This is a genomic window from Brevibacillus sp. HB1.4B, from assembly GCF_013284285.1.
In the GTDB taxonomy this organism is placed as follows: Bacteria; Bacillota; Bacilli; order Brevibacillales; family Brevibacillaceae; genus Brevibacillus; species Brevibacillus porteri.
Genome location: NZ_JABSUT010000001.1, coordinates 819,985 through 843,649 on the forward strand (window position 1 = coordinate 819,985; position 23,665 = coordinate 843,649).

Annotated in this window: 20 protein-coding genes; 8 read left to right on the forward strand and 12 right to left on the reverse strand. The window is 43.8% G+C overall.

The genetic code is table 11. The features are described 5' to 3' along the window. Positions 1–41: 41 nt before the first annotated feature. The 5 genes from HP398_RS03840 to HP398_RS03860 all read left to right on the forward strand — a co-directional run bounded on the left by HP398_RS03840 (position 42) and on the right by HP398_RS03860 (position 7,760). On the forward strand, positions 42–5,654 hold the full coding sequence (locus tag HP398_RS03840; RefSeq protein ID WP_173621891.1) for a polymorphic toxin-type HINT domain-containing protein: 5,613 nt from the start codon (positions 42–44) through the stop codon (positions 5,652–5,654). A 14-nt stretch (positions 5,655–5,668) separates the two neighbouring features. Further along, positions 5,669–6,037, forward strand: a complete 369-nt coding sequence (locus tag HP398_RS03845; protein WP_007726607.1) for a DUF7674 family protein — start codon at positions 5,669–5,671, stop codon at positions 6,035–6,037. Between the two features lie 831 nt (positions 6,038–6,868). Next, complete coding sequence (locus tag HP398_RS03850; RefSeq protein WP_371736707.1) at positions 6,869–7,207, forward strand: phage terminase small subunit-related protein; 339 nt, start codon at positions 6,869–6,871, stop codon at positions 7,205–7,207. A gap of 3 nt (positions 7,208–7,210) precedes the next feature. Continuing rightward, a complete protein-coding gene (locus HP398_RS03855; protein WP_173621892.1) occupies positions 7,211–7,408 on the forward strand; it encodes a terminase small subunit in 198 nt (65 codons plus the stop codon). 4 nt (positions 7,409–7,412) lie between these two features. Continuing rightward, positions 7,413–7,760 (forward strand): terminase small subunit, encoded by a 348-nt coding sequence (locus HP398_RS03860; RefSeq protein WP_173621893.1) that lies wholly within the window; start codon positions 7,413–7,415, stop codon positions 7,758–7,760. Positions 7,761–8,864: 1,104 nt separating this feature from the next. Here HP398_RS03860 and HP398_RS03865 read toward each other — a convergent pair. From HP398_RS03865 to HP398_RS03905, 9 genes are all read right to left on the reverse strand, one after another. Next, positions 8,865–9,554 (reverse strand): DUF4241 domain-containing protein, encoded by a 690-nt coding sequence (locus HP398_RS03865; RefSeq protein WP_173621894.1) that lies wholly within the window; start codon positions 9,552–9,554, stop codon positions 8,865–8,867. Between the two features lie 80 nt (positions 9,555–9,634). Further along, the gene (deoD, locus tag HP398_RS03870) at positions 9,635–10,342 is read right to left on the reverse strand and encodes a purine-nucleoside phosphorylase (RefSeq protein ID WP_017248603.1); all 708 of its coding nucleotides are present in this window, start codon (positions 10,340–10,342) and stop codon (positions 9,635–9,637) included. A gap of 183 nt (positions 10,343–10,525) precedes the next feature. Further along, positions 10,526–11,278 (reverse strand): glycosyltransferase family A protein, encoded by a 753-nt coding sequence (locus HP398_RS03875; RefSeq protein WP_017248604.1) that lies wholly within the window; start codon positions 11,276–11,278, stop codon positions 10,526–10,528. Beyond that, positions 11,238–12,113: a glycosyltransferase gene (locus tag HP398_RS03880; protein WP_017248605.1), complete on the reverse strand. Its 876-nt coding sequence runs from the start codon at positions 12,111–12,113 to the stop codon at positions 11,238–11,240. The genes HP398_RS03875 and HP398_RS03880 overlap by 41 nt, the downstream gene beginning before the upstream one ends. Positions 12,114–12,300: 187 nt before the next feature. Then, positions 12,301–13,521, reverse strand: a complete 1,221-nt coding sequence (locus HP398_RS03885; protein ID WP_173621895.1) for a D-alanyl-D-alanine carboxypeptidase family protein — start codon at positions 13,519–13,521, stop codon at positions 12,301–12,303. A 71-nt stretch (positions 13,522–13,592) separates the two neighbouring features. After that, a complete protein-coding gene (locus HP398_RS03890; RefSeq protein WP_173621896.1) occupies positions 13,593–14,408 on the reverse strand; it encodes a GTP pyrophosphokinase in 816 nt (271 codons plus the stop codon). 14 nt (positions 14,409–14,422) lie between these two features. Next, positions 14,423–15,298, reverse strand: a complete 876-nt coding sequence (locus HP398_RS03895) for a M23 family metallopeptidase (protein WP_017248608.1) — start codon at positions 15,296–15,298, stop codon at positions 14,423–14,425. 104 nt (positions 15,299–15,402) lie between these two features. Beyond that, entirely contained in the window at positions 15,403–15,660 is a 258-nt protein-coding gene (locus tag HP398_RS03900; RefSeq protein ID WP_017248609.1) for a hypothetical protein, read from the reverse strand. Positions 15,661–15,846: 186 nt separating this feature from the next. After that, complete coding sequence (locus HP398_RS03905) at positions 15,847–16,053, reverse strand: alpha/beta-type small acid-soluble spore protein (RefSeq protein WP_007729231.1); 207 nt, start codon at positions 16,051–16,053, stop codon at positions 15,847–15,849. Positions 16,054–16,301: 248 nt separating this feature from the next. Between HP398_RS03905 and HP398_RS03910 the strand changes: the two genes are divergently transcribed. Next, a complete protein-coding gene (locus HP398_RS03910; RefSeq protein WP_173621897.1) occupies positions 16,302–17,180 on the forward strand; it encodes a 5'-3' exonuclease in 879 nt (292 codons plus the stop codon). A 60-nt stretch (positions 17,181–17,240) separates the two neighbouring features. Here HP398_RS03910 and HP398_RS03915 read toward each other — a convergent pair whose 3' ends face one another. The 3 genes from HP398_RS03915 to HP398_RS03925 form a co-directional block, all read right to left on the reverse strand. Then, on the reverse strand, positions 17,241–17,540 hold the full coding sequence (locus HP398_RS03915; RefSeq protein WP_017248611.1) for a MarR family transcriptional regulator: 300 nt from the start codon (positions 17,538–17,540) through the stop codon (positions 17,241–17,243). A 157-nt stretch (positions 17,541–17,697) separates the two neighbouring features. Then, on the reverse strand, positions 17,698–19,416 hold the full coding sequence (locus tag HP398_RS03920) for a hypothetical protein (RefSeq protein WP_173621898.1): 1,719 nt from the start codon (positions 19,414–19,416) through the stop codon (positions 17,698–17,700). Between the two features lie 12 nt (positions 19,417–19,428). After that, positions 19,429–20,730, reverse strand: coding sequence for an AAA family ATPase (locus HP398_RS03925; RefSeq protein ID WP_173621969.1), 1,302 nt, complete (start codon positions 20,728–20,730; stop codon positions 19,429–19,431). A gap of 234 nt (positions 20,731–20,964) precedes the next feature. Between HP398_RS03925 and HP398_RS03930 the strand changes: the two genes are divergently transcribed. Together HP398_RS03930 and HP398_RS03935 are read left to right on the forward strand one after the other, a co-directional pair. Continuing rightward, entirely contained in the window at positions 20,965–22,359 is a 1,395-nt protein-coding gene (locus HP398_RS03930) for a hypothetical protein (protein ID WP_069844928.1), read from the forward strand. Positions 22,360–22,513: 154 nt separating this feature from the next. Beyond that, positions 22,514–23,545 carry a YkvI family membrane protein gene (locus tag HP398_RS03935; RefSeq protein WP_173621899.1) on the forward strand — a complete coding sequence of 344 codons (1,032 nt, stop codon included), beginning with the start codon at positions 22,514–22,516 and terminating at the stop codon, positions 23,543–23,545. Positions 23,546–23,665: the final 120 nt, after the last annotated feature.

The window sequence follows — 23,665 nt, forward strand, 5'->3', positions numbered from 1 at the left end:
AATGTCAAACTAGTAGAAACCTAACCAATGAGGAGAGCAAAGTGAACATTAACATGAAAAGATATTTGTCCGTGCTTCTAGTGCTGAGTGTGCTATTGAATATGGTAGTACCTCTTTCATATGCATCTACGAATCCAGATATTCAAATGAACACAGCGGAATCAAATGAAAATACATCTTCAGAAGGTGTAACGAGTACAACAGAAATAGAAGGCGAAGGGTCTATAGATAGTAAGTTACCCTTAGGCGAGAGAAAGCAAGAAAACGAGGAAGAATTAGAAGCAGAAAACGAAATAGTAGCGTTATCGATCCTTCCAGACGAAATTCAAATGGGAGTAGATGACTCTGTTGTTTTACTTGTTAAGGCATTGTGGGCAGATAAGGTTGTTGAAGATGTAACCCAATCTGTCACGTGGGAAATCGAGCACAAAGAATTGATTCGTATCGAAGAAGGCAAGGTCATTGCTCAAGCTCCGGGCAAAACCACGCTCACTGCTACTTACAAAGACAAAGTGACGAATGTAAATGTTGAAGTGGTAGATGCTTCTTCAGAAGAGCCTGCTGTAGATGAATTAACCGATGAATCACAAACTGACGAAATAGAAGAGGAAATCCCCAAGCTGATGAGCCGAGTTGCGGGGGAAACATTCGAGCTAACCATTTCCGAAGGTGAGACTTATGTTTTTGAAAATAGTAATCCTAAATCAAGTTCTTCGTTGAAGGCCGATACTTCGAGAAGTGATGGTAGGACGTATGACTATGCTGCGTACAATGCAGAGGGAGAGGGCGTCGCTCATGACCTAGACTCCATTGCTACTTCAAGGTCGATCCCGCTAGATGGAAGGCTTGTTGTTACGGTTACTGGATTTCCTGTAACGTTTACGGGAGATGTAGAAAAGACAACCTATTATTCTGCATCAGAACCCGCTTTATTTAAAAAAACGTTGAGTAAAGATGAAACGTTTATTGCAGTAAATACAAGCTCACAAAGTGAGTCCATTCAATACACTGGTGGTACGAAAAAGAAATTCAGTTACCATATATTCAACAATGATGGTTCGATCTATAAACAGGCTGTCGATACGTCAACAGTTTCCTATTCCGTTCCAGCAGGTGGAAAGTTTGTAGCCACTTCGACATCTGATGATCCTGTAACATTTGGTGGTTATTATGACATCTTCAAAGAAGAGGACACCTCCGATGGAACTGTCATCAGTCACAAACTGAATCAAGGCGAGTCCTATCGTTTTGTCAATAATAGTGAAAAGACATTAAGGTTAGATACCGATGCTGCGTATTCGACAGATACGAGATTTGATTTTGCTATTTACAAAAGCGATGGCACAGTACATTCCCAGGCTGCTAATTCATATGCAAGATCGAATGCTGTCTCCGCGGGTGGAGAGATAGTCGTAACGGTTAAGTCTAGTACGCCGATCACGTTCCAAGTATATGATCCTATCTTTGTCGGAACCCCAAGTGTTGATCCTGCTCTTTGGGAAAGAACGGTTACCAAAAATGAAACAGTCAGTGTGAGAAATACAAGCTCATTCGACCTTAAAGCGCTAACAGATGCTGGCCCAAATAAAGTATTTACTTACCAAGTTACAAGTCGTGATGGGTCTATCGTGAGCCAACAGGACAATTCCTCCTTAAGAAGCATACCTGTTCCAGCTGGTGCGACGTTGACTGCAACAGTAACCAAAGATAATCCGGTAACATTCCACGGATATTTTGATCATTTTAAAGAAGAACAGGTAGAAGATCTTCTATTCAAACAAGAAGTCAAACAAGGCGAATCTTATATCTTTACGAATGTTAGTGGAAAGATTCAAGAGATTGAAACAAATGCTTCTTCTTCAAAAGGAAATCGATTTGAATACACCGTCTATAATAGCGACGGCACTGGCAATTCGTATGCCCTGGATACAACTTTGAGATCGAAGTATATTCCAGTCGGTGGAAAAATGGTCGTCACGGTCACGTCTTCCATACCTGTGACCTTCCAAGGATTTGAGAAAGGTGTAAAAAGAAGCCCCAGCGCAAATCCCGCACTTTTTAAGCACCAAGTGTTTAATAGTGAGACGGTAAGCTTTTTAAACACAAGCACGAAAGAATTGAAGATTGAAACGAATGCGTCAAGTAGGAATAAATACAGTTATCAGATTGCCTCTAATACTGGTTCTGTTGTCAAACAACAAAACGATGCAACTGCGACAAGCTTGGAGATACCAGCAGGTGGAAAGCTGACGGTTACCATTTCCTCCGATCAGAGCGTTACCTTTTATGGATATTATGACCTCTTTAAAGAGGATGGTTCTAGTTCGATACGCTTTAAACTTCAACTGAATCAAGGCGAGTCTTATGTATTCACAAACACGAGTACGAGCAAATACCAGAATCTAGATACAGATGCTTATTCCTCCCAGGATAAGAAATACGATTATACCTTGTACTATCAAGGAGCGCCAACACGTCAGTCTGCAAGTGATAATGGAAGACAAATTTCAATGCCTCCGGGCAGTAGAGTAGTGGTCACCGTCATATCTTTAAAACCTGTGACATTCCAAGGTTTTAAAGATGGATTGGAAGCAAGAGTGAGTCCTACCCCTGCTCTTTTCAAACGAACAGCGGTTAAAAACGAAACAATTGGGATTCGGAATACAAGTCAAGATACCGTACAAGTTCTAACAGATGCGGCCTACAACAAAAATCAATTTACTTATCAAGTGATGAAGAGTGACGGTTCTATTGCTATGGAGGCCAACGACACTTCCCAACTCCAAGTATCCGTACCTCCAGGGGGGAAGCTGACAGCAACAGTGACCACTGAACTGCCGGTTACGTTCGCAGGTTACTATGACATCTTAAAAGAAGAGTCAGCGGTTTCTTTAACATTTAACCAACAAGTACAACAAGGTCAATCTTATGTTTTTGTAAACAAAAGTGCTGTAACACGAGAAATAAAGACGAATGTTACATATGAGTCTGGGAATAAATTTGATTATGCCATGTACGAAGTAGATGGAACCAGTCATAGTCTAGAACGTGATTTCTCTAAAGATTTACTTGAAATTCCCGCAGGTGGAAAGGTAGTTGTAACTGTTACTTCGGCTTCTCCAGTGACGTTCAGCGGATTTGAAAGCACTATAGCAAGAAGTGAAAGTTTGCAACCCGCCTTGTTAAAACGAACTCTTTTAAAGAATGAAAGTGTAAGCATTCTAAATCAGAGTAAAAAAAGTTCGAAAATCAAAACAACTGCTACACGTTACGATACCTATCGTTTTGAAGTCAAGAGTCCAGACGGTAAGATCACAGATATTGATAAAAAAAGCACCTCAAAGAGTGAAGCAATTAGGGCTGGCCATACCTTTACCGCCACAGTCATCAATGATAATCCCATTACTTTTTATGGGGCCTATGAGCATTTTGTCGTAACTTCAGATCCAGTCCCGATCATTGAGAATGTAGCGGTTAACACTTTCGTCGATGTGACGAAGAATACAAAAGAGGTCATCTATCAGTTCACCACAGAAAAAGAGGGATTGCATCGCTTGTTTACATCTCCGTATCAAGAGAACGGTGGAGAGGTAGACACGGTTCTTACCTTGTACAGCGATTCTGCCATGCAGAATGTGATTGTGCAAAATGATGATCATGATGGCCCTTTCGGTTCGCTATTCTCCATGGTGGAAGCTAAGCTTGCGCCGAATACGACGTATTATGTAAAGCTTACCGCAAAGGCAAATGCAAATTTATTGACCAGAATGACAGTAGAGTCAGATTTCGACAGTTCTCGTGAAACAGCTACCGTAGCGGAATGGGACGGGATTTATTCCGACCGTTTGTCTTCACCATACGATGTTGATTATTTCAAGCTTACGCTGGATGAGATTGCCGATATGAATTTATATGTCGACAACAACATTCTAACGTTGGAAGATAAAGACGGAAATGAGCTCCAGACGTTTTATGCGAATCAGGAAGACGTGTTATTTATTCCAGGCGACATAGGCGTATTTTATGCGAAAGTATGGAAGCAAAATCCAAGGAAAGAGAAAAGAGCGGCTCTACGCTCGTTACAGACTGCTCCAACTCCCATCTACCATACAAAGTTTCATAAAGTAGTACGGGATACGGGGTATATGGCTATAGATCCAGCCTTAAACATTGTCGGAACGATTTCATGGAAATACTACGAAGATCATCAGGAAACGGTCATTACCGTAGTACCTAAAGATAATCCAACTCATGTAGTTTACCTAGAAACGAGAAGGTTTTTGGCGAAGAATGTGAAGCATACCTTTACGTGGGATGGTTCCATCAATATGCCGACTACCCAGCCAACTTTAAAAAATGGAACTTACATTGTAAAAATCCGAGCAAAAGACGTTGCAGAAAGGTATACAATTGATTCATGGTTTAGACTGGTCAGTGCAAAAGATACAGAAACTCTTAATATTGATGAGCTAGTTAAGACATACAATCAGGAAGTATCTACCGAAGACATTAAAACGATGCAAAGAACGCTTAAAAACATGAAAATGTATCATGGCAAACAAACAGGCTCTTACGATAAAGATTTACTGATGTCCGTAATTATGTATGAGGTAGTTACCAACAGATGGAGCGGACTAGTTGCCCAACAAGAAATAGATGCAAAAAATAAAGGAACATACTATGAACCTATTACTGAAAGAGGAAAAATAACGAAGAGATTGGTTAGCAATTCTATTAAAGACGAACACCGAGACTTCTCGGGGGGAAGAATTGAGTTTATGCTGCAAGGCGATGCAATCATCTTTTCGCTTGCAGGGGGGGCGGCCACACGTGTCATGCGTGTCGGGTCTACTATCACTGTCAAAGTAAGTAAAACAATTAAGGAATTAATTGACGAAATTAATGATGTCTATGATTGTAATTGTTTTACTGCTGGAACAAAGGTTCTTACAGACGAAGGGGAGAAACCTATTGAGGAAATCGAGGTAGGGGATAAGGTTCTTTCAAAAGATGAAGAGACTGGTGAGGTAGCTTATAAAGAAGTTGTAGGGCTGTTCCAAAAACAAGCTGATGAAATTTATAAAATTTATATCGGCGACGAGATCATTGAAGCTACTGCTGAACATCCAATTTGGTTGAATGGTAAAGGATGGACGCTTGTAAAAGATCTTAAAGTTAATGATTTGCTTGTTTCAAGCGACGGTAATACACTCGCAATAGATAAGATTGAGAATGAGAAGCGCGAAGCTACAGTTTATAATTTTGAAGTAGCGAATTTTCATTCTTACTTTGTATCTAATCTTGGTATATGGGTGCATAATTGTGCTATTAATAGAGTTACTAGACTTTTAGAAAAAATGCCCGAATTTACTGGTTCTACTAGAGAAAAATTGTTATCTGCTGTTGAAAATATAGAATTAAGAAATATAGTAAATGAACTTTATAGACCAGGTGCAACAGAAGGGGATGGCGGAACTGCTTATATACTAACAAAGGAGTTTTACGAAGGTTCTTCAAAGCATCTACAAAAAGCAAAGGACCGGGTAAAGCAGTTAAATGAACTAGGGAAATCCGGGAAACTTGGTCTTAATGACTTAGATATACTTGATGCTTTAACGGATGATTTAGAGGATGCAATAAGACTGTTTAAATAGAGGAGTTGGTGGTTATGAATAAAAAATCGGAAGAATTCTTGAAAGTAATGTTAGATTTCTTACCGTCAGCTGATGACGCGTATAGAAAATCAATCGCGGATTACGGTGAGGTGCTAGAAACTGTCATAATTGAGGACATCTTCATGCCTGAAATAATTAAACTATTAAGTGAAGAAAGGAACATCAATTTGTTAGAAAGTATTTTTAAATATTTTGAAGAAGTATCTAATGACGAAGATGCTCACTTAAAGAACATTTTTTCAATAACGGTGTTGGAAATACTCGGAAATGACAGAACGATTCTAGGGACTGCACAGAAATACATGGGAACTAAAACGATACAACTTCAAATAGAAGCTGATAGAGCATTAGGTAGAATCTAGTCAGTACAAACTCATAAGATATTGACGGTTATCCATAATGGATAACCGTTTTGCTTTATTCCGAGGCAGAGGGGACCAGGCTGATCTATCTCTTCATTTGTATGATGAAAATAGACAATATGACGGATTAAGATTTGCTTTTGTAGCAGGCGAAAGTAAAGTCCAAACAAGATAAAGTATTCAAATCTCAATACAAGTTTGTGCCGATTATTCGGTACAAGCAAGCTAGTAAATCAATACTCAGCGTAGAAAAATGGAAACATTGTAAGGTGAAGTTGCAGTAGATATCGTAGAACATGAAAATCGTAGAATGATAACCATAGCATCTGTCATAACTGGCACTGTTGATTAAGTACAGTCTGGTACCTAGATAATTGCAGTAACTAAGAGTTCAATGCATTTTTACTACTATTTATTGATCCAGCGCTTGATCTTGGCAGGCGAGATTTTACTGCATTGTTTTCGGTTGATTGTAGAACAACTTTATTATCTGAAATTTCACCAATTGTCCTTACAGCTTGTTCGGTAAAACAAAACAATTATACTAGCGTGGGGGTAAATAGATTGCAAGGTATATTATTTGCAATAGTGTACAAACTGATAATAGATACGGAATTGCAGATGTGTTTCCTATAACCCACGGCTGGTTAAGCCATACACAATTAGTTAGGCCATTTGATTTCGTTCGTGACCCGTAAATCTTATTGAATTATGGGTTTTTTTCATGTTCAAATTTGTAGCTGGTTTCCCCAAGTTGCTCAAATTGGTTTGTAAAGAATGCTAGTTTTCCAAAATAGCAGCTATACAATTTGGAACAGCAAGGACTATGTCGTGTACGTAACAAAAGCACCTTTAAAGCGTAATCCGTTATTAAAGAAATATACTCTCGACGTTGTCACTGGTAAAAGAGTGACATTTTTATTTGAGAGAGAAGGTGGTGGTGATGTAATGGCTAGAGCTCGTAGGCCCAACAGAGACAGAGCAGAAACATTGTATTTGGAAAGTGGTGGAAACTTGATGCTTAAAGATATTGCAGAGCAGTTCGGGGTAATCGACTCACTTATATGCAAATTGAAAAATCAAGACAAATGGGATGAGAAACTAAATGGTAACGTTACTATTCGCAAAGGTAATGTTATCGTAAAAGATCCCAAGCCAAAGATAGCCTAAGCGGTGTCTGTCCCAGTTAAAACTGAGTCAACAGAATTATGCGAAAAACAGCGTCTCTTTGTTTTGGTATACCTTCGTGACTTCAATGGTAACCGAGCAGCTATCGCCGTCGGCTACAACAAGATGGCAGCTTATGCTTTTGGTTGGAAAAAACTTGTGGGAAAACTCAAATTCAAGCCGGGAAAAGGAAGCAATGGCTGATGACATGGGACTTAGGGTTCAGCGCATCATCGCGAAATACATGAAGATTGCATTCGGGGACATTACAGACCTGCTAGAATTTGGTCAAATGGATACACCGTTGTTTGATGGAGAAGGGAGACCAGCCACCGATCCTGTAACCACCGATCCTGTAACCGGCGATCAGGTGACATACAAACGTAACTTTATCTCTTTCAAGAACAGTGATGAGATAGACGACACCGTTGTGGGAGAGGTAAAACAGGGTAAGGACCGCGTAAGCATCGAACTGCATGACAAACTGAAGACGTTGAATGTTTATGAGCAGATAATGGGGCGTAGATCATTCATTCTAAAAAGTAAGTTTATCTAAAAGTTAAGTAAGTAAGTAATACCGGATGGATGATCCAATAACGTTAAAGAACAAAAAATCAATTTTTTGATGTTATGTAAACTTTAAATAATTTAATCGTTTTCAGTTCATAAAAGAGCCATTTCATGAACTGAAATGAAAAGTGTAAAATCCTTCATCTTCAACCAAATTGGGAGTTTGCATCGTGTATTCCTCAAAGGGTACGTTATCATGAAAAGCAGCACTTCACCATAAGGTAATAATTTTGTGTCTAAAACTGCACTTTAAGATGGTATTTTTGTGTCGCAAATCGCACATTAAGGTAATACTTTTGTGTCGCGAAAAAATGGACTGTATTTTAAGATGCCATATTTGTATCGGAATCCCGACACAAATATGCTAATGGGAGTACTATTGTGTCGCTTATAGGATTAGTATTGTGTCGCTGTACAAGAAATCCCATTACATTTACACCTAACCGATTTCTACTCTTTTTATCAGTTTACATAATATATATTATCGGACTCAAAATGAAATGCATAATTTCTGAAAGGGGTACTCACCTGTTCTTATAAGCTAGGTGTCACAAACTCCTTCTTACATGGATCTAATTGAAAGATAACGCAAAATAAATAGCTTTTCCCATCTATCGGTGCCATATGACATACATGTATTACCGAAACTTGCTCTCATAAAAACCTAAAACCTAATTAGTAATAAGGAGCTTGTCCAGTATGTTTATCAGCTTCACAACACACTAAGACATTCATCATCCATCTACATAAACGGCATAATACTACTTAAATTTCATTATAATAAATAATAAAAAAATTCATTTTAAATAAAAAACACCATTTACATTTATTGTAAATTCATTTATATTATAATTAAGATCACTATAACTAAAAACGCCCGGAGGTCCCCAAATGACCAAAGTAATCCCAAAATCCAAAACGATCACCTCTACACCGAAAAAAAGATCGTACGAAAATACCTTGAATAACCTGGCGCAGTACCTTGAACGAAATAAGAAAAAATAACCAATAAAAAGAGTGCCACTGGAGGCACTCTACTTTGGCGTTTATATGCTTTTCTTCTCTCTTCCTTCCCCGTTTACCCCAACTTCTATTCTTCAGCCGTTCCCATCCAATTTAACAAGTAAAAATCTGTTACCAATCGTGCGATTTGTCCCTCGGCATCGTAACCGATATAGCTCGCGTAGCTACCGTCTCCCCATCCTGTTGAAAACATAGCGACATTACAGCCTTCCCCTATATCGATCAGACCCCAACTACGCGTGTGTTTATACGTTTGGTCCATTTTCTTCGTTAACGTCTCATAAAACATCTCGTCCTTCTCCATTTCTCGTTCCAAAAGTGCGCAAGCTTCTGCATCCATGAACGAGCCTGTACCCGCATCCACACCGTAACCAAAAAACTCTCCTTCGCCAAGCTGTGACACATCTGACTCTGCCCAAACAGCCATTTTCCAAGACACGACAGGTTTGTCTGAGAAGGCAATCCGTGCCAATGCTACCCGTTCATCTGGCTCGAGAGAATCATCCGTTTGCTCTTCCTTTGACAGGGATTGAACTTGCGCGATAGCGAGCTGTACGGAGAAGCTCCCCTTTGGGAAAACCTCCTCAAACGGTTCCGTCTCAAACATGACAAACGGATCATTCGCCACGATTTTTCCTGTTTTCACCTGAAGCTTGCCCATATCTTGGCGGAATAACCGATATAAATAGCCATCCTGCTCTATCGTATACCCTTCGTCAAATGCCGTTTCAAAAAAGGCAGGGTAATTATGTTTCATGATTCCATCCCCTTTTTCTATCCTCTACATAAAATCCCACTGACGATAGTTTGCCAGTGGGATGTCGTCTGCATGCTAATTTACTTGATCAGAGCTGCGTCCAGCGCCACTTCAATCATTTCATTGAAGGTTGTTTGGCGCTCGTCAGCGGATGTTTCTTCACCCGTCAGGATGTGATCACTTACGGTGAGAATAGACAATGCGTTGCGCTTGTATTTTGCAGCCAAAGTGTACAGCGCGGAAGATTCCATTTCAACAGCAAGCACTTGATAGGATGCCAATTTTTTGTACAAATCTAGGTTCTCGCGATAGAAGCTGTCGCTCGTAAAGATATTGCCCACTTTCACAGACAGATTGCGCTCTGTCGCTGCTTGATACGCTTTGTACAGCAAATCAAAGTTAGCAGTCGGAGCAAAATCAACCTGATTGAGCAGGAGACGATTCGTTTGAGAATCGGAGGATGCAGCCATACCAATAATCACATCACGTACTTTGATGTCTTCCTGTATCGCGCCGCATGTGCCTACGCGGATCAAGTTTTGAACACCATAAGATTGCATGAGTTCATTGACGTAGATCGAGATAGAAGGAACTCCCATGCCCGTTCCTTGTACAGAAACGCGCTTACCTTTGTATGTACCTGTGAAGCCGAGCATGCCACGCACGTTGTTGTAGCACTCTGCTCCTTCGAGGAAAGTTTCAGCAATGTATTGGGCCCGTAGCGGATCGCCCGGCAGTAGGATGGTTTCAGCAATTTGACCTTGCTGTGCTCCAATATGGATACTCATAATCTGTTTGCTCCTTTATCAAGAAAAAATGACCTACTTGCCTATCGTACTACAAAAACCGAACAATGCAAAGTCAAGAGATCAAATGATTCCAGTGACTTAAGATTGCATGTTTGCACGAGACTTTTGAAAATAACGAATAAGCGATACCGACAGATGGCATCGCCTCGACAACGGTTTCATTCATTTAAGGGACATCACGTAATCCATTGCTTCCAAGTGATCTCCCAGGATCGTCTGGTTAACGCTCGGTTTATTCTTTTTTTGTGTCGCTCTTTTTCTCGTAAGCTTTGCTGATGCAATGTAAGGAGATGGCTCGACTCGCAATTGATTGTGCAGAGCAATGGCGTGCGCAACGGCAGGTACGACCAAATGTTGAACGCCGATGATAGAGGCAGCTTGTCGCGTCATGGCAAAAGGTAAATCGTACATCGAGGAAGTTCCTAGTTCATGTCGTGAAACTAAGGTATTGAGAAATGTCTTCGCTAGCAAAACGGTATCCGGTTCTATTGATGGTTGTCGAAGTGGTGTTATGGGCTTTCTCAAAGCGATGTCTGCTCCCCGGTAACACGTTCTGACAAAGGACTGCATGTCATTTGCAGCTACAACGTGATCCGCATCGAGAAACAGCCACACATCTCCTGTGGCCTCCTTGGCACCAATTGCTCTCCATACATCATCCCCTAATGGAAATGGGTACACAAACGCTGTGAGTGGACAAGAAGAATACGTGAGTATCTTTTTCACCGATTGATCCAGGCAGCCATCCACAACAAGTACGATTTCCATGGGCCGGAGCTTCTCAATTTGGTTGAGTACTTTTTTAATCGTCCGCTCGTGGTGAACAGAGAGGATGACACTTAACCGATGTAAATTCTGGCATTTTTCTTTGCCATTAATGTGCTCTTCTCTGCGTTTTTTTGTGGGATCTCGCATATTTCGCTTTGCGTTTGCCACCCCATCCACCACCCTCCTTTACGCGCGATTCCAGATGAAAGACCGAGCGCAAATGCAGAACGTCTGTTGAATGCACCAAGTCGCGGTGTCGTTGTCCATCCTGATCTGCATGTCGGAGCTTCGTTCCACCCGTTAATAACTGGATTGCCTGCGCATGCTCCCGGTAAATCGTACGGATGTCTTTTCGTACGATATCACGAGTGCCGGTTGGTTGTTTTTCCGGAGAAAACGGGGCGATTGTCGTCATTTTGAGTCCCAAGGCTGATGCTTGAACCAAAGCAACTGCCGGATTGCATAAACTCTCGGAACCAATCGCCTCTAGAGCATTCCGGCTCAAGGCAAATGGAATGTTTTCAAAGGAAGCGGAGCCCATTCTTTTTTGACCAAGAAGATGGTTCAACAAGCAATAGGCACTTCTTGGTGAACGCTTTCCTCTTCTTGATAACGAGCGGTCCGAGCATGTCGTGATAATGACATCTGATCCCTTTTTGACTAGCATGACATATTTCTTCAAGTATAAAAGAGGCATGGCGAGGCGTTCGTCGATAAAGAGGACAACATCTCCCCTCGCGTGAGCAGACCCAATCGCTCTTGCCTCATGGCTGTCTACTTCCAAACCGGTTGAAATGACTTGTGCTCCCCATGCATTGGATAGGGTAGTTTCATGGGAGCTCACTCCGTTGCATACGACGATTACTTCCGTGTGTGGATCTATTCTTTTGACAGCAGAGAGCAGCTTTTTCGTATTCCTGGTGCTGTCACTTATTGGGATGATGACGGACACGGCAGGGTGATCATAGATTCGGTTGTCCATCTCACTCCCCCTCACCGGATGAAAAGTTATTACTCTAATGTACGCTCGGTTTCCACGATTGGACACGGCATCTATCCATCACAACTCAACAAGAGATGACCTACATGGAACACTCGGTTTCACCGTCATTTCGCAAAAAAACAGGACGTGCATATAGCTACGTCCTGTTTTGATTCTCATTTTCGCATTAATAGAACCGCCGTTGAAGACTGCGCTCGCGGATTCGTTTATTCCTCTGTGCACGGGAAAACGTAAACACGATTAAGAAAAGGTTCATTCCTAACCAGACGATCAATACGCTATAGCGGGCCAGTGGATGTGTGTCGCTACTTTCTATATCCCCAAACACAGTAGTAGGAGCTGGAGCAGGCGGATCATGACGAAGCAACGGATAAGAGACGGCTAGCTTGCCAGCCTTAACAGACAGGTTCCCATCTGCTTTTAGCTCTACCAATGGCTCCACACCTTTGGGAACCGTCGCATACAAGTCCTCCTTGGCTGTAAAAGTCACGACCGAGTTGTTGCCAGGAACAGCTACTTCTGAAAAAGAATCCCCTTTTTTGGCAATTGGTTTGGTCTCAAATCCTTGAAAACCAAAGTCCAGTAGTTTTTTCACATCTTTGTATGCATTTGCACTTGTAGAGGCCTTCATCGTGACAGCGATGAGCTCCATTTCTCCACGCTTGGCGGAGCCTACCAGGGTATGCATCGCTTGATCAGTAAAACCGTTCTTGATTCCCGTTGCACCTTCATAATCGCGCAGGAGCTTGTTGTGATTCACCAATACCGTTTCCCACGTTTGTCCATGCCAAGGCAGCCGCTTCGTACCGACAACTTCCCTGAAAACGGGGTTTTTCATCGCGTACTGCGAAATTTTGGCCATGTCAGCAACAGTCGTGTAATGATTCGGATCATGCAGTCCGTGTGGATTGGTAAAATTCGTTTCGGTGACACCTACTTTTTCTTTCAAATAGGCGTTCAAATCCACTGCAAAACGCTCTGTCGTCTGGCTCATATGCTCAGCAATCGCTGTACCAGCGTCGTTACCTGAATTCATGAGCAGTCCGTACAATAAATTGCGTAGGGAAATCTGTTCCCCCTCTTCCAAATAGACACGTGTACCTTCTTCACGGCGTGCTTTTTTTGAGACAGTGACAGTGTCATCCAGTTTCCCTTTTTCTATCGCGTAAATACCTGTTGCGATTTTTGTAATACTAGCAGGGTACAGCTTCTCATGAGGGTTCTTTTCAAACAAGACTTGTCCCGTTGTAGCATCAATCAGAATGGCTGATTGTCCAGTGAGAGTGTTAGGTTCCAGGCTTGATGACTCCTCGGCAAAAGCGGAAGACATGCCAAGGTTGAACAAAACCATCACCACAACGAGTAGGTTCGTTAGCAAAAAGCGCATGTTAGTCTATATCCTTTCCTACTTTGTCGCGTTTTTTCAGGTTACATTTGGTTTGTAGACAACAAAAGACGTTATTTCAACCGGATCCCCAACAAATCGTGAATCATTTTAAACTTAGGATTGTCCGCAAAAGCCTCTTCGAAGCCACTGACATGTTCTCTGTACAAAGCGGCGGCAGAATCCAAATCCTGCTTGACATACAAGGAAAATATTTCTTCCAATTTTTCTTCCAATGTCGTATCAACTTCTGCCGGTGTGAGAATTTCTTGACGCAAATTGTTCATCAACACGTCTAGCTGATGTGTGATCACAGACGCTTCATGAAGCTGCTCCAAGACATCTGTCGGAATGTTGCCCGCATACTTGTAGCGCAGTTCGTGTTCATTCGTCGCCCAGAAGTTCATGCCCAATGTACGGATTTGGATCTCACAAAAGAGTGTTTTCTTTTCGCTGCCGTGGTAGACCGTATAAGAAACAATCATGTGAATACTTCTGTAGCCGGAATCCTTTGGAGCTGCGATGTAGTCTTTGACATCGTGAATGACGATATCCTCCCGCTCCTGCAACAACTGGAGCACCTCGCGCACGTCGTCTACATAGCGACATACGACTCGAAGGCCCGCGATATCCTGGACTTCCTTGGCGACGTCACTTTGCCAATGATCTCCCAAAAAGTCGATTCCTTTTTCGTTCGCCTTCTTTAATAAACTGTCGACTTTTTTTACTCGTCCGACAACAAATTCAATAGGAGAATAACGGCCGCTTTTTAGAAAGCCGTATTTTATTCCTTTTAGTTTTAACTTTAGCTCTTCAACTGCCTGTTCATACGGCGCCAAGAAATGAACCATGTTGTTGAGCACCTTGCTTGGCACATTTGTGACTCTCATGAAGACACCTCCAATTACTTCCAGAGGAAAGGTGATGCATCAAAAAACGGCTGCGGATTTACATACGTATTACCCACTAACATGCCGTAATGAAGGTGAGGACCTGTAGAAAAACCGGTGCTACCCATTTGTCCAATCACCTGTCCCTGTTTCACTTCTTGCCCTGTCTTGACATCTAGCTTGGACAAGTGAGCATATATGGAAAAAATATTTAACCCGTGATCGATGATGATGGTATTACCTGTTAAGTATAAAGAGTCGGCCAGAACCACTTTCCCATGGTTGCTCGCCCAAATTGGCGTTCCTGTTTTGTTCGCGATGTCGATCGCCGAGTGCCGATTGGCTGGTACACCATTTACTACGCGTTGGTAGCCGAATGGAGTCGTTAATTTTCCGACTGCTGGCTGTTTAAACGGCTCCGAGAAATACGGAATCGCTCTCGAGTTTGATCTGGCTGCATTGATCTTTTTTTGATCAGCATTGATTCGATTCGTATCCTGTCGCATTTTGTTGAGCTGTTTACTTACCGTAAGCTTGTCTACTTCAAATTTTTTCGGTGCGATTGTCACTGATACGGAAAGCTTTTTGTCAGCAGATGTAACTTTATAGGTGCCCGCTTTCGTGTTAAAAGGAATCGGGATAAACCGGGCATACTCATCCTGTGTCTTTTGCAAACGATAGTTCTGAGAGAATACCGTTACGGTTTGTGGCTCTTTACTGCGTACAAAAATAACGTCCCCAGGATATGTCTTGGCTGGTGTTACGCTGATCGCTGGTTGTTGTTTCGTTGTATGGGCGTAAACCCCTTCTGCTGTCTGGCTGAATATGCTTGTCCCAGAGACGAGCGTCAATGCTGTGACCAACATGAGACTAACCATTGATTTGAACATAGACATGCTCCCTCCCATTTTCTAGTATAACAAAACACACCCCGAAATGAAAAAGAAAAAGAAGGCTAATGAGCTAGCCTTCTCCAATCATACCAAATGTAATCTTATTGTTTCTTCGAATAATCCGACATCATTTCCATGATGGATTGCACGCCTGTCAGCATTTCGCTTGCACGTTTGGTTTTTTGCGAGATGCCTTCAAAATCAAGCATCCCTTTTTTTCGATCGTTCCATCTTTTAAACAATTCTTCCGCCATATCGGGGTTGGTTTTGACCGCTCTAATCCGCATGGAATCTTCTAGAACCCACGCTTCAAATTCGGGATGCTTTTTTAAAAGCTGCTTTACTTCTTTTTTCTTCATAGCCGGACGTCGCTCCTTTCCACTGGACAAACGAGGATAGTTAACTGTTCGTTACACCATATGACTAGTCCGCGATTGTGCTTGTGTGTTTGCACCACCCAGGAAAGAAAAGGGCTTTTCATGGTAAACATAGAAAGGCCCCTAAAAAGGGACCTCTCTTCATCCAGCTATTTACTTGTCAGTACGTTAAACTTGGCGACCTGCCATTTGTTGCTCAGCGAAGCTCACCAGACGCTTGGTAATTTCGCCACCAACAGAACCGTTTTGACGAGAAGTAGTGTCTGGTCCGAGATTTACACCGAATTCAGATGCAATCTCATACTTCAGTTGATCCAAAGCTTGGTTCGCTTGAGGAACTACCAGATTGTTGGTTCCACCTTGGTTGTTAGCCATGATTGATTCCTCCCGACGCGTTTTTTCTCCCGGGACGGGGTTGAACCGTCAGCGTTTTGCTTCTCGCCTTGAGACCGGAAGTTGATTTCAAGAGGTGGTGTTGACCTCTTGTGGTACTATCATCCCACCGTAATAAAAGTACATGCACGTTTTCTCACGATATTTCAGTTGTAAAATCTGACAAGGTTGTCCCGCTCCTTTATGCTATAATGGTGCGTATAGTTTGGTAGTGAGAGGGGCAAGGTTTTGTGAGTAATTCAGGAAAAGTACTGCTCATCGATGGCATGAGCTTTTTATTTCGCGCCTTTTATGGTTCTGCTTGGGGTGGAGCCTATCGCCAGACTTCAACAGGTGTGTACACAAATGCGGTTTATGGATTTACAAAAATGATGCTCGATTACGCAGAGTTGACGCGCCCTACTCATCTTGTAGTAGGCTGGGATGTCGCTTCGCGCGAGTCATTGGTTCGCAGTCAATGGTATGACGGCTATAAATCAAATCGCCAAGCGGCACCGGATGAGCTTATTCCTCAATTCGATTTGGTGAAAGAAGTAACGGATGCGTTCTCGGTTCCAAACTTGGGTTGCCCAGGCTATGAAGGCGATGATGTATTGGGTACGCTCTCCACACGTCTTTCCGAAGAAGGACACGAGGTCATCATTGCGACGGGTGATTACGATAGCTTGCAGCTCATATCTGAGCGAGTTAGTGTAAAAATCCTGAAAAATGGTGGCAAACACGAGCATTATAATCCAGCGAGCCTCTTGGCATTGCGTGGCATTTCACCTGAACAGGTCGTTGATGTCAAAGCTTTAATGGGAGATGCATCTGACTGTATTCCAGGCTGCCCAGGTATCGGCGAGAAAACAGCGACAAAGTTGATTACCGAGCATGGTGATCTGGACAACTTATATGTAAATCTGGCAAATTGTACGCCGAAAATGCGCAGCAAGCTGGAAGAGAATCGCGATCAGGTGTACTTGAGCAGAAAGCTGGCTACGATTATCCGGGATGTTCCGGTGGAGTATGCGCTGGAGGATGCCGTGTGGGAATACGATCGTCAAGTCGTTCAGAGCAAATTCGACGAGCTTGAATTCGGACGTACGATGGCAGCGAGAGTCGGCTAATTGGGGTCATAATCATCGGCTGAGAAGAAGCGGTCTATCCACTTTTTTCAGCCGATTCCTTTATGCACTGCATAATCGATCCGACAGTGAAACCCACACGATTCGGCGATCCGTTTGGTCTCGGAATCTTCGTACCAAATTTTCCTCCTCCAGCCTACTAATTAAGCCTGAAGTTGTGCTGTTTGACAAATCAACAGCCTTGCTAATGTCCCCCATCGTTTTTGGCCCATTTCCAAGAATTTCGAGAATCAATACTTGTTGCCAATTGATTTCATTTGTCTCTAGCTCTTTTTGTGCAATATTTGAAAACAAGACATTGGCTCCCCGTATAAGCTTGGCCAGCTTGATCAGTTCCTTCATAGTGCCCTCCTTTTCCCCTTTCCTATTGTTAGCTACGCTCAGCATAGGCGAAATTATTAAAGAAAAAAGGAGGTAAGAGATAAAATTTTTCTTAAGCTTCCCTAAAAAAATCCCGTCCCATGAGAGGAGACGAGATTTGGAAGTGACGTCGAATCACTTATTTGGCTGTTTGAAATACATCTAGGAGTAGTCCGGTGTTCTCTTCCCCATCCGCTTCCCAGCTCGTCGCAAATTTGACACGATGAGAAACGCCCAGCAAATCATACGCTTGTACGAGATGCTGCCTCGCAGAACCCACAATCAAGCTGTGCAAACGAACTTGTTTCTGCTGGCCTAAAGAGATGAGCTTTTCTTGGACATAAGGAGAAATGCCTCCAATTCCATCTGTTACCATGACAAAATCTGCTCCACGCCACGCCTGTTCCTTTTCAACCAGCTCGATGGCTCGCTTCATCGGGGCGTCAAAGTGAGTTCCACCGCCAAACGCCATTTGCGCCAAGCCATAGAAGGCAGGCCAATCAGGTTTTTTGTGATAAAGCGGTTGCTCTTTGATCTCGCCTTTTGCCCCGAACAAGAGGAGGATAAAATCACGCTTTTCCAGCATCGAAAGGGCGGCAAACGTCATGAGGAAGATTTGCGCAAGCCGCAGCTTACTTCCTCGCATCGAATGGGATGTGTCTAGCATACAGATTACCGGACCTTTTGGCGGTTCTTCCACCCATCCCGAGGTATCGTAGGTCATGAGCTTTTGCTCCAGCCATTTGAGCATGAAGTAATTCTCGAAGTCCGGATCAGCAAGAAGCACGGCTTCACCAGGCAGCATGTGTGCAATATCGCCCGATTGCCGCAAATCATAGTATTCCTCAGGAAAATGTCTGGAGCGAATTTCTTTGCGCTTCACACGAAAGCGATGAACTTGCCTTCCTACCTCGTTCAGAAAAGCAACCAGGTCAGGATGTCTCTTCAATTTCTCAATCCATTTCAAATACTGCTCAAAGCTTTGCCTGCGCAGCTTGCCTAGCTCATGACCCCAGCTTCGGTTGGCAAAACGCTGACTGGCCGTAAATACCTCTTCAACAAAAAGCGTATCGAGTTCTTCAGCGGATAGCGTCGCCTTTAACGATTGCTCCAGCCATTGTCCCAGCTCTTTTTCAAAAGCGGCAATCGCTTCCTTCTCTTGCTTTTGGAGTCGATCCAGCTGCTTTTCCCTCTGAGCGAGGTCACTCTCCAGTTTTTTCACCTTTTGCAGAAGCTTGGTCCGTTTCGTGAACTGGACTTTCATTTCTTCTTGCAGCTCAGTAATACGATTTTGCAACGACAATACCTCTGCCCGCACTAACGGCTTGGTGTCCATGGCCTCTTGCTTGTCTTCCACGACCCGCTTCCCCTGTTGAAGCGTATAACCAACTAACTCGAGCTTGGTCTTTTGTTTTTCTGTCAGTAGCTCGGAAAGCTGTGCTTGTTGACTTCCTTCCTGACCTTGCTGGTCTTTTAAGCCAGTCAAGAGCGGAGAGGACCGCTGATCCTTCTCCCGCTGCTTCACTTCCTCGGAAAACGTCTCTGTCAGCCACAACAAGGCCTTGATTGCGGTTTTGAACGACGCACTTTCCTGCCCGACTGTACGAGGATGAATCATGCGTGTAAAATACTGCTTCATGAGCGTACGAATCATCCAATGATGAAAAGGAGTGGATTCTTGCGTCAGATCGATCTCCGGCTTTTCCAAATAAAAGACGAGGAAAAAATCGGCCAGGAGCTCCAAATCAAACCATGCTGCTCGTGTTCGCGCCTCATGAACCCATTCCTGAGCAGTGCGCGAAGAGGCGAGGTATGTTTCAAATACATAGCGATCAACACCACTAGCGCGAATGATCATACGAACTACCCCCTACAACGTAAAATCATAATCCGCCCCAGGGATTTCCTTATCAAAAATCGTCCGATACGTGCGCTGTAGCTGCTGCAAAATCTGTTCGCCTTCAATTCGCAGGTACGAATATTTGACCGCGTATTTTTCTACATGCGGAATCAAGCGGTTTTTTTCCAGAACATAGGCATGCAAATCGTGTTCCCGCTTCTCCCACTGAATGAGACGATTACGCAAATCTCGCGACGTCTCTTCCACCTCATCGCGACTCTCCTCCAACAAACGGACATTGCGCTCCATCGCTTCCTTGCCCAGCTTTGCGCCCACTTCCTTTTTAAACTGGAACGCATGCAGCTCCGATTCTTTTTCCTTCCATTTATCTGCAATTTGTCCGAAGCGTTGGAGTGGCAATTCGTTCTCCATATCATTCTTCAGCATTTCCGTAAATTGTTGTTCAAACGCTTCTTGCATGACCGTCAAGTCCTCAGGAACATTCCACAGCATATGCGGAGTGAAAACGGTGTCCCAGATTGTCACCTGCTCACGTCCATGCAAAGCGGCAGAAGTACGCCATACATGCGCGATTTTGCTCCAGCGACGGTCGGAGAGCACATACTCTTTTGCTTCCAGGTCTTGTTTTAGACGGTACAAGAAATAAATGATGGTTTCTGGAATGACCACTTGCTTCGCTGTCGCTTGAATATCCTTCACGTCATACAGAGAGAACACAACCGGAAGAGGCGTCGTTGGCAATGAAAACATGCGCTCATAGCTTGCAGCATGCTTCAAATAGTGAACCTCATAGCGGAACAGGAAGCGGTCATACAGAGCGGTCAATTGATCATCGTCATCGGGAAGTTCATTCGAGGCAGCGATTAAGAACTGCAACGGAACCTCCTCTTTTTCTCTGCCATTGAAATAAATTCGTTCGTTCAATATAGAAAGCAGCGCATTCAAAATCGCGCTGTTCGCTTTGAAAATTTCGTCCAAAAACGCAAACTGAGCGTTAGGCAAATAGCCTGCTGTTTTTCGTACGTATTGATCCAGTTTCAATTGTTGAAGAGAGACTGGACCGAATATCTCATCGGGCGTCGTAAAACGGGTAAGCAAATACTCAAACCAATGTTCCGATCCAAAAAGCTGAGAGACAGACCGTGCTAGTTGAGACTTCGCAGTTCCCGGCGGACCGATTAACAAAGCATTTTCCCCGCTCATGATGCCGAGCATTAAAAGGCGAATCAATTCACTTCTTTCCAGGAAACGGCGCTCCAAAAGCTCAATTGCTTGGTCCATTTTACGTTGGATGGGTGTAGTCGAATTCATCGTAGTTGGCTGCACGACGAACTGGTTAAGGACGTCGATGTGCCGATCCCCCTCTCTTGCTTGGAACCCAAATATTCGTCATTCATTAATAGTGGCATATCATGGACAAAAATGCCAGTTTCTCCGTTGATACACTTGTCCGCTCTAGGATGTGCGTTCACCCATGGCCTATTTTTCGCATATGTTGTGACATCAAGGTACTTTCATCGGAGTAACGAAAAAGGAGGGTGCGACATGGGAATCGAGCTTTTGTGGATACATGGTGTGTACGTCTTGTTTGTGATCGGCATTATTCTCGTCATGGTTTTGCGAAAAGATACGAGTCTGATTAGTATAGTGGGCATAGCGATCCTCGGTTTCGTCGCGACAGGGTCTGTGACAACAGCCGTCGGTGGAATATTCGGCAGCTTCATCTATGCGATTACCGAGCTATTGCCGACGATTTTAGTTATCTGTATCATCGTTGCCATGAGTCACGTTTTGACCGATACGGGCGTAAATGAAACGATGATTCGACCGATGACCCATTTGGTTCGAAATCCTACATTGGCTTATTGGGTGATCGGGATCGTCATGATGGTCATTTCCTGGTTTTTCTGGCCTTCTCCAGCTGTCGCACTGATCGGTGCTGTCATGTTGCCCGTGGCATTGCGAGCTGGCTTGCCTGCGATGGGTGTCGCCGTTTCGATGAACTTGTTTGGACACGGGATTGCACTATCCGGCGATTTTATTATTCAAGGGGCTCCTACTTTAACGTCCAAAGCCGCAGGAATTCCAGTCTCGGACGTGATTACTGCCAGTGTGCCTCTCGTTTTCATTATGGGTGTTGTGACAACTGCAATCGCATTCTGGTATTTGAAAAAGGACATGAAGCTCGGCGTGCTCGCGTCTCCCAAAGAGACAGTCGTATCCGATGATGTTTTTACTTCCGTACGAGTCCCTTTGTCAGATGGCGTGCGTCGTACGTTGGCTGGACTTGTGCCGGTATTATTTATCCTTGATGTCGTGGCCATGTTTGCTTTTGATTTACGCGGAGGCGATGCAACGGCGCTTGTAGGCGGAACCGCCTTGCTCATTCTCATCATCGCAACGATGCTCGCACACAAGCAAAGTGGTCTCGAGCAGGTAACCACACATCTCATTCAAGGCTTTCAGTTCGGCTTTAAAGTATTTGGTCCGGTCATCCCGATTGCTGCCTTCTTTTATATGGGCGACAGTGGGTTTATCAAGGTGTTTGGGGAGGTCCTGCCGCAGGGTTCACATGGAATCGTGAATGACCTCGGCGTGGCGCTTGCACATACGATTCCGATTAACAAGGAAGTAGCTGCTCTTACTGTATCCGCAGTAGGTGTCATTACAGGGCTGGATGGCTCAGGCTTCTCCGGGATTACACTAGCTGGCTCTTTGGCTCAGCTGTTCGCAACTGCTTTGGGTGCCGGTGCGGCTACGTTAACAGCGCTAGGACAAATTGCCGCCATCTGGGTCGGCGGTGGAACGATCATTCCTTGGGCATTGATTCCGGCTGCGGCGATTTGTGGCGTAGACCCTTTTGAGCTGGCGAGACGAAATCTGTATCCCGTGGCGATCGGACTTTTGGTGACGACAATCGTGGCCATGTTTCTTCTGTAAAATGTCAGTTTCTAAACGAAAAAGCGAATGGTCACGTGCCATTCGCTTTTTTCCTTGGTTGGGTGTGAGATAGACAAGTTTTCTCATTCTGTTTTTCTCCGAAACTCATACACTTGTACTAGCATCTATTTGGATGGGAAAGGAAAAAACCAGTATGAAGTTGTGGGGAAAAAGTATCCAGGTCGCAGCAACGTACATTGGAACCGTCGTAGGCGCCGGGTTTGCGAGCGGTCAAGAAATTCTCGCGTTTTTCACCGCCTACGGCCATGCCGGAACAATCGGCATCCTGCTCGCCACATCTCTTTTTGTTTGGCTGGGCTACAAGATGATGCTAATCGCTCATCAATTGCGCACACCCTCCTATGAATCCTTTAATCAAAAACTGTTTGGACCGATGATCGGTCATGCGATGAATATTTTGGTCTTTCTCACCCTTTTTGGCGTAACGACTGTCATGTTGGCAGGAGCGGGATCGGTATTAGAGGAGCAGTTTGACATTCCGTATTTGATCGGGACCACAGCCACCGTTTTGTTCGCTCTGTTGCTTCTGCGAAAAGGGTTGGAGCAACTACTCGTCGTGAATGCGATTGTTGTTCCGTCCATGTTATTATTCGCTCTTCTCATTTTGCTGGATGGCACCGCAGAATCACCCATGCCTTTTTCAACCCCATCCGATTACTCCTTCTTATGGAAAACAGTCTTATACGTGTCCTTTAATTTGGCCATGGCCCAATCCGTTCTCATCCCGATCGGCTATGCGATCCGCGACAGGGTCGTTTTGTTTCGGGCAGCCGTCATTGGCGGGGTCGTGCTTGGATTCATGCTCCTCGTCGTCCATACGGCTATGTTGGCCAACTGGGACGATGTCCGTCTCATGAATATCCCCATTCTTTTTGTAACGGACCAATGGAACGAGTGGCTCCAGCTGTTCTTTGTTTTCGTACTCTATTCCGAGATTTTTACCACACTGATTTCGAACGTGTTCGGGATTGGTCAGCAGTTGCGTGAATTATTGGACGTTCCGGAATCACGGCTTTACTTGTATTTATTCTCTGCTTCTTTCGTATTGTGCCTAATTGGGTACAGTCAGTTGCTCATGTTTTTGTATCCGCTGTTTGGGTATTTGGGGTTGTCTACGCTTTGTCGGATTTCGGTTCCAGGGAATGTACTCAGAAAGCGGTTTTGATTGGAAAACGATGAACATTCCCGATACCGGATTCATTTCCATATCGTTCGGATTTAAGGTGATCGAAAGGTCTGCACAAAAGTATTACCCCCGTAATTTTTTTAACAAACAACAAAGAAC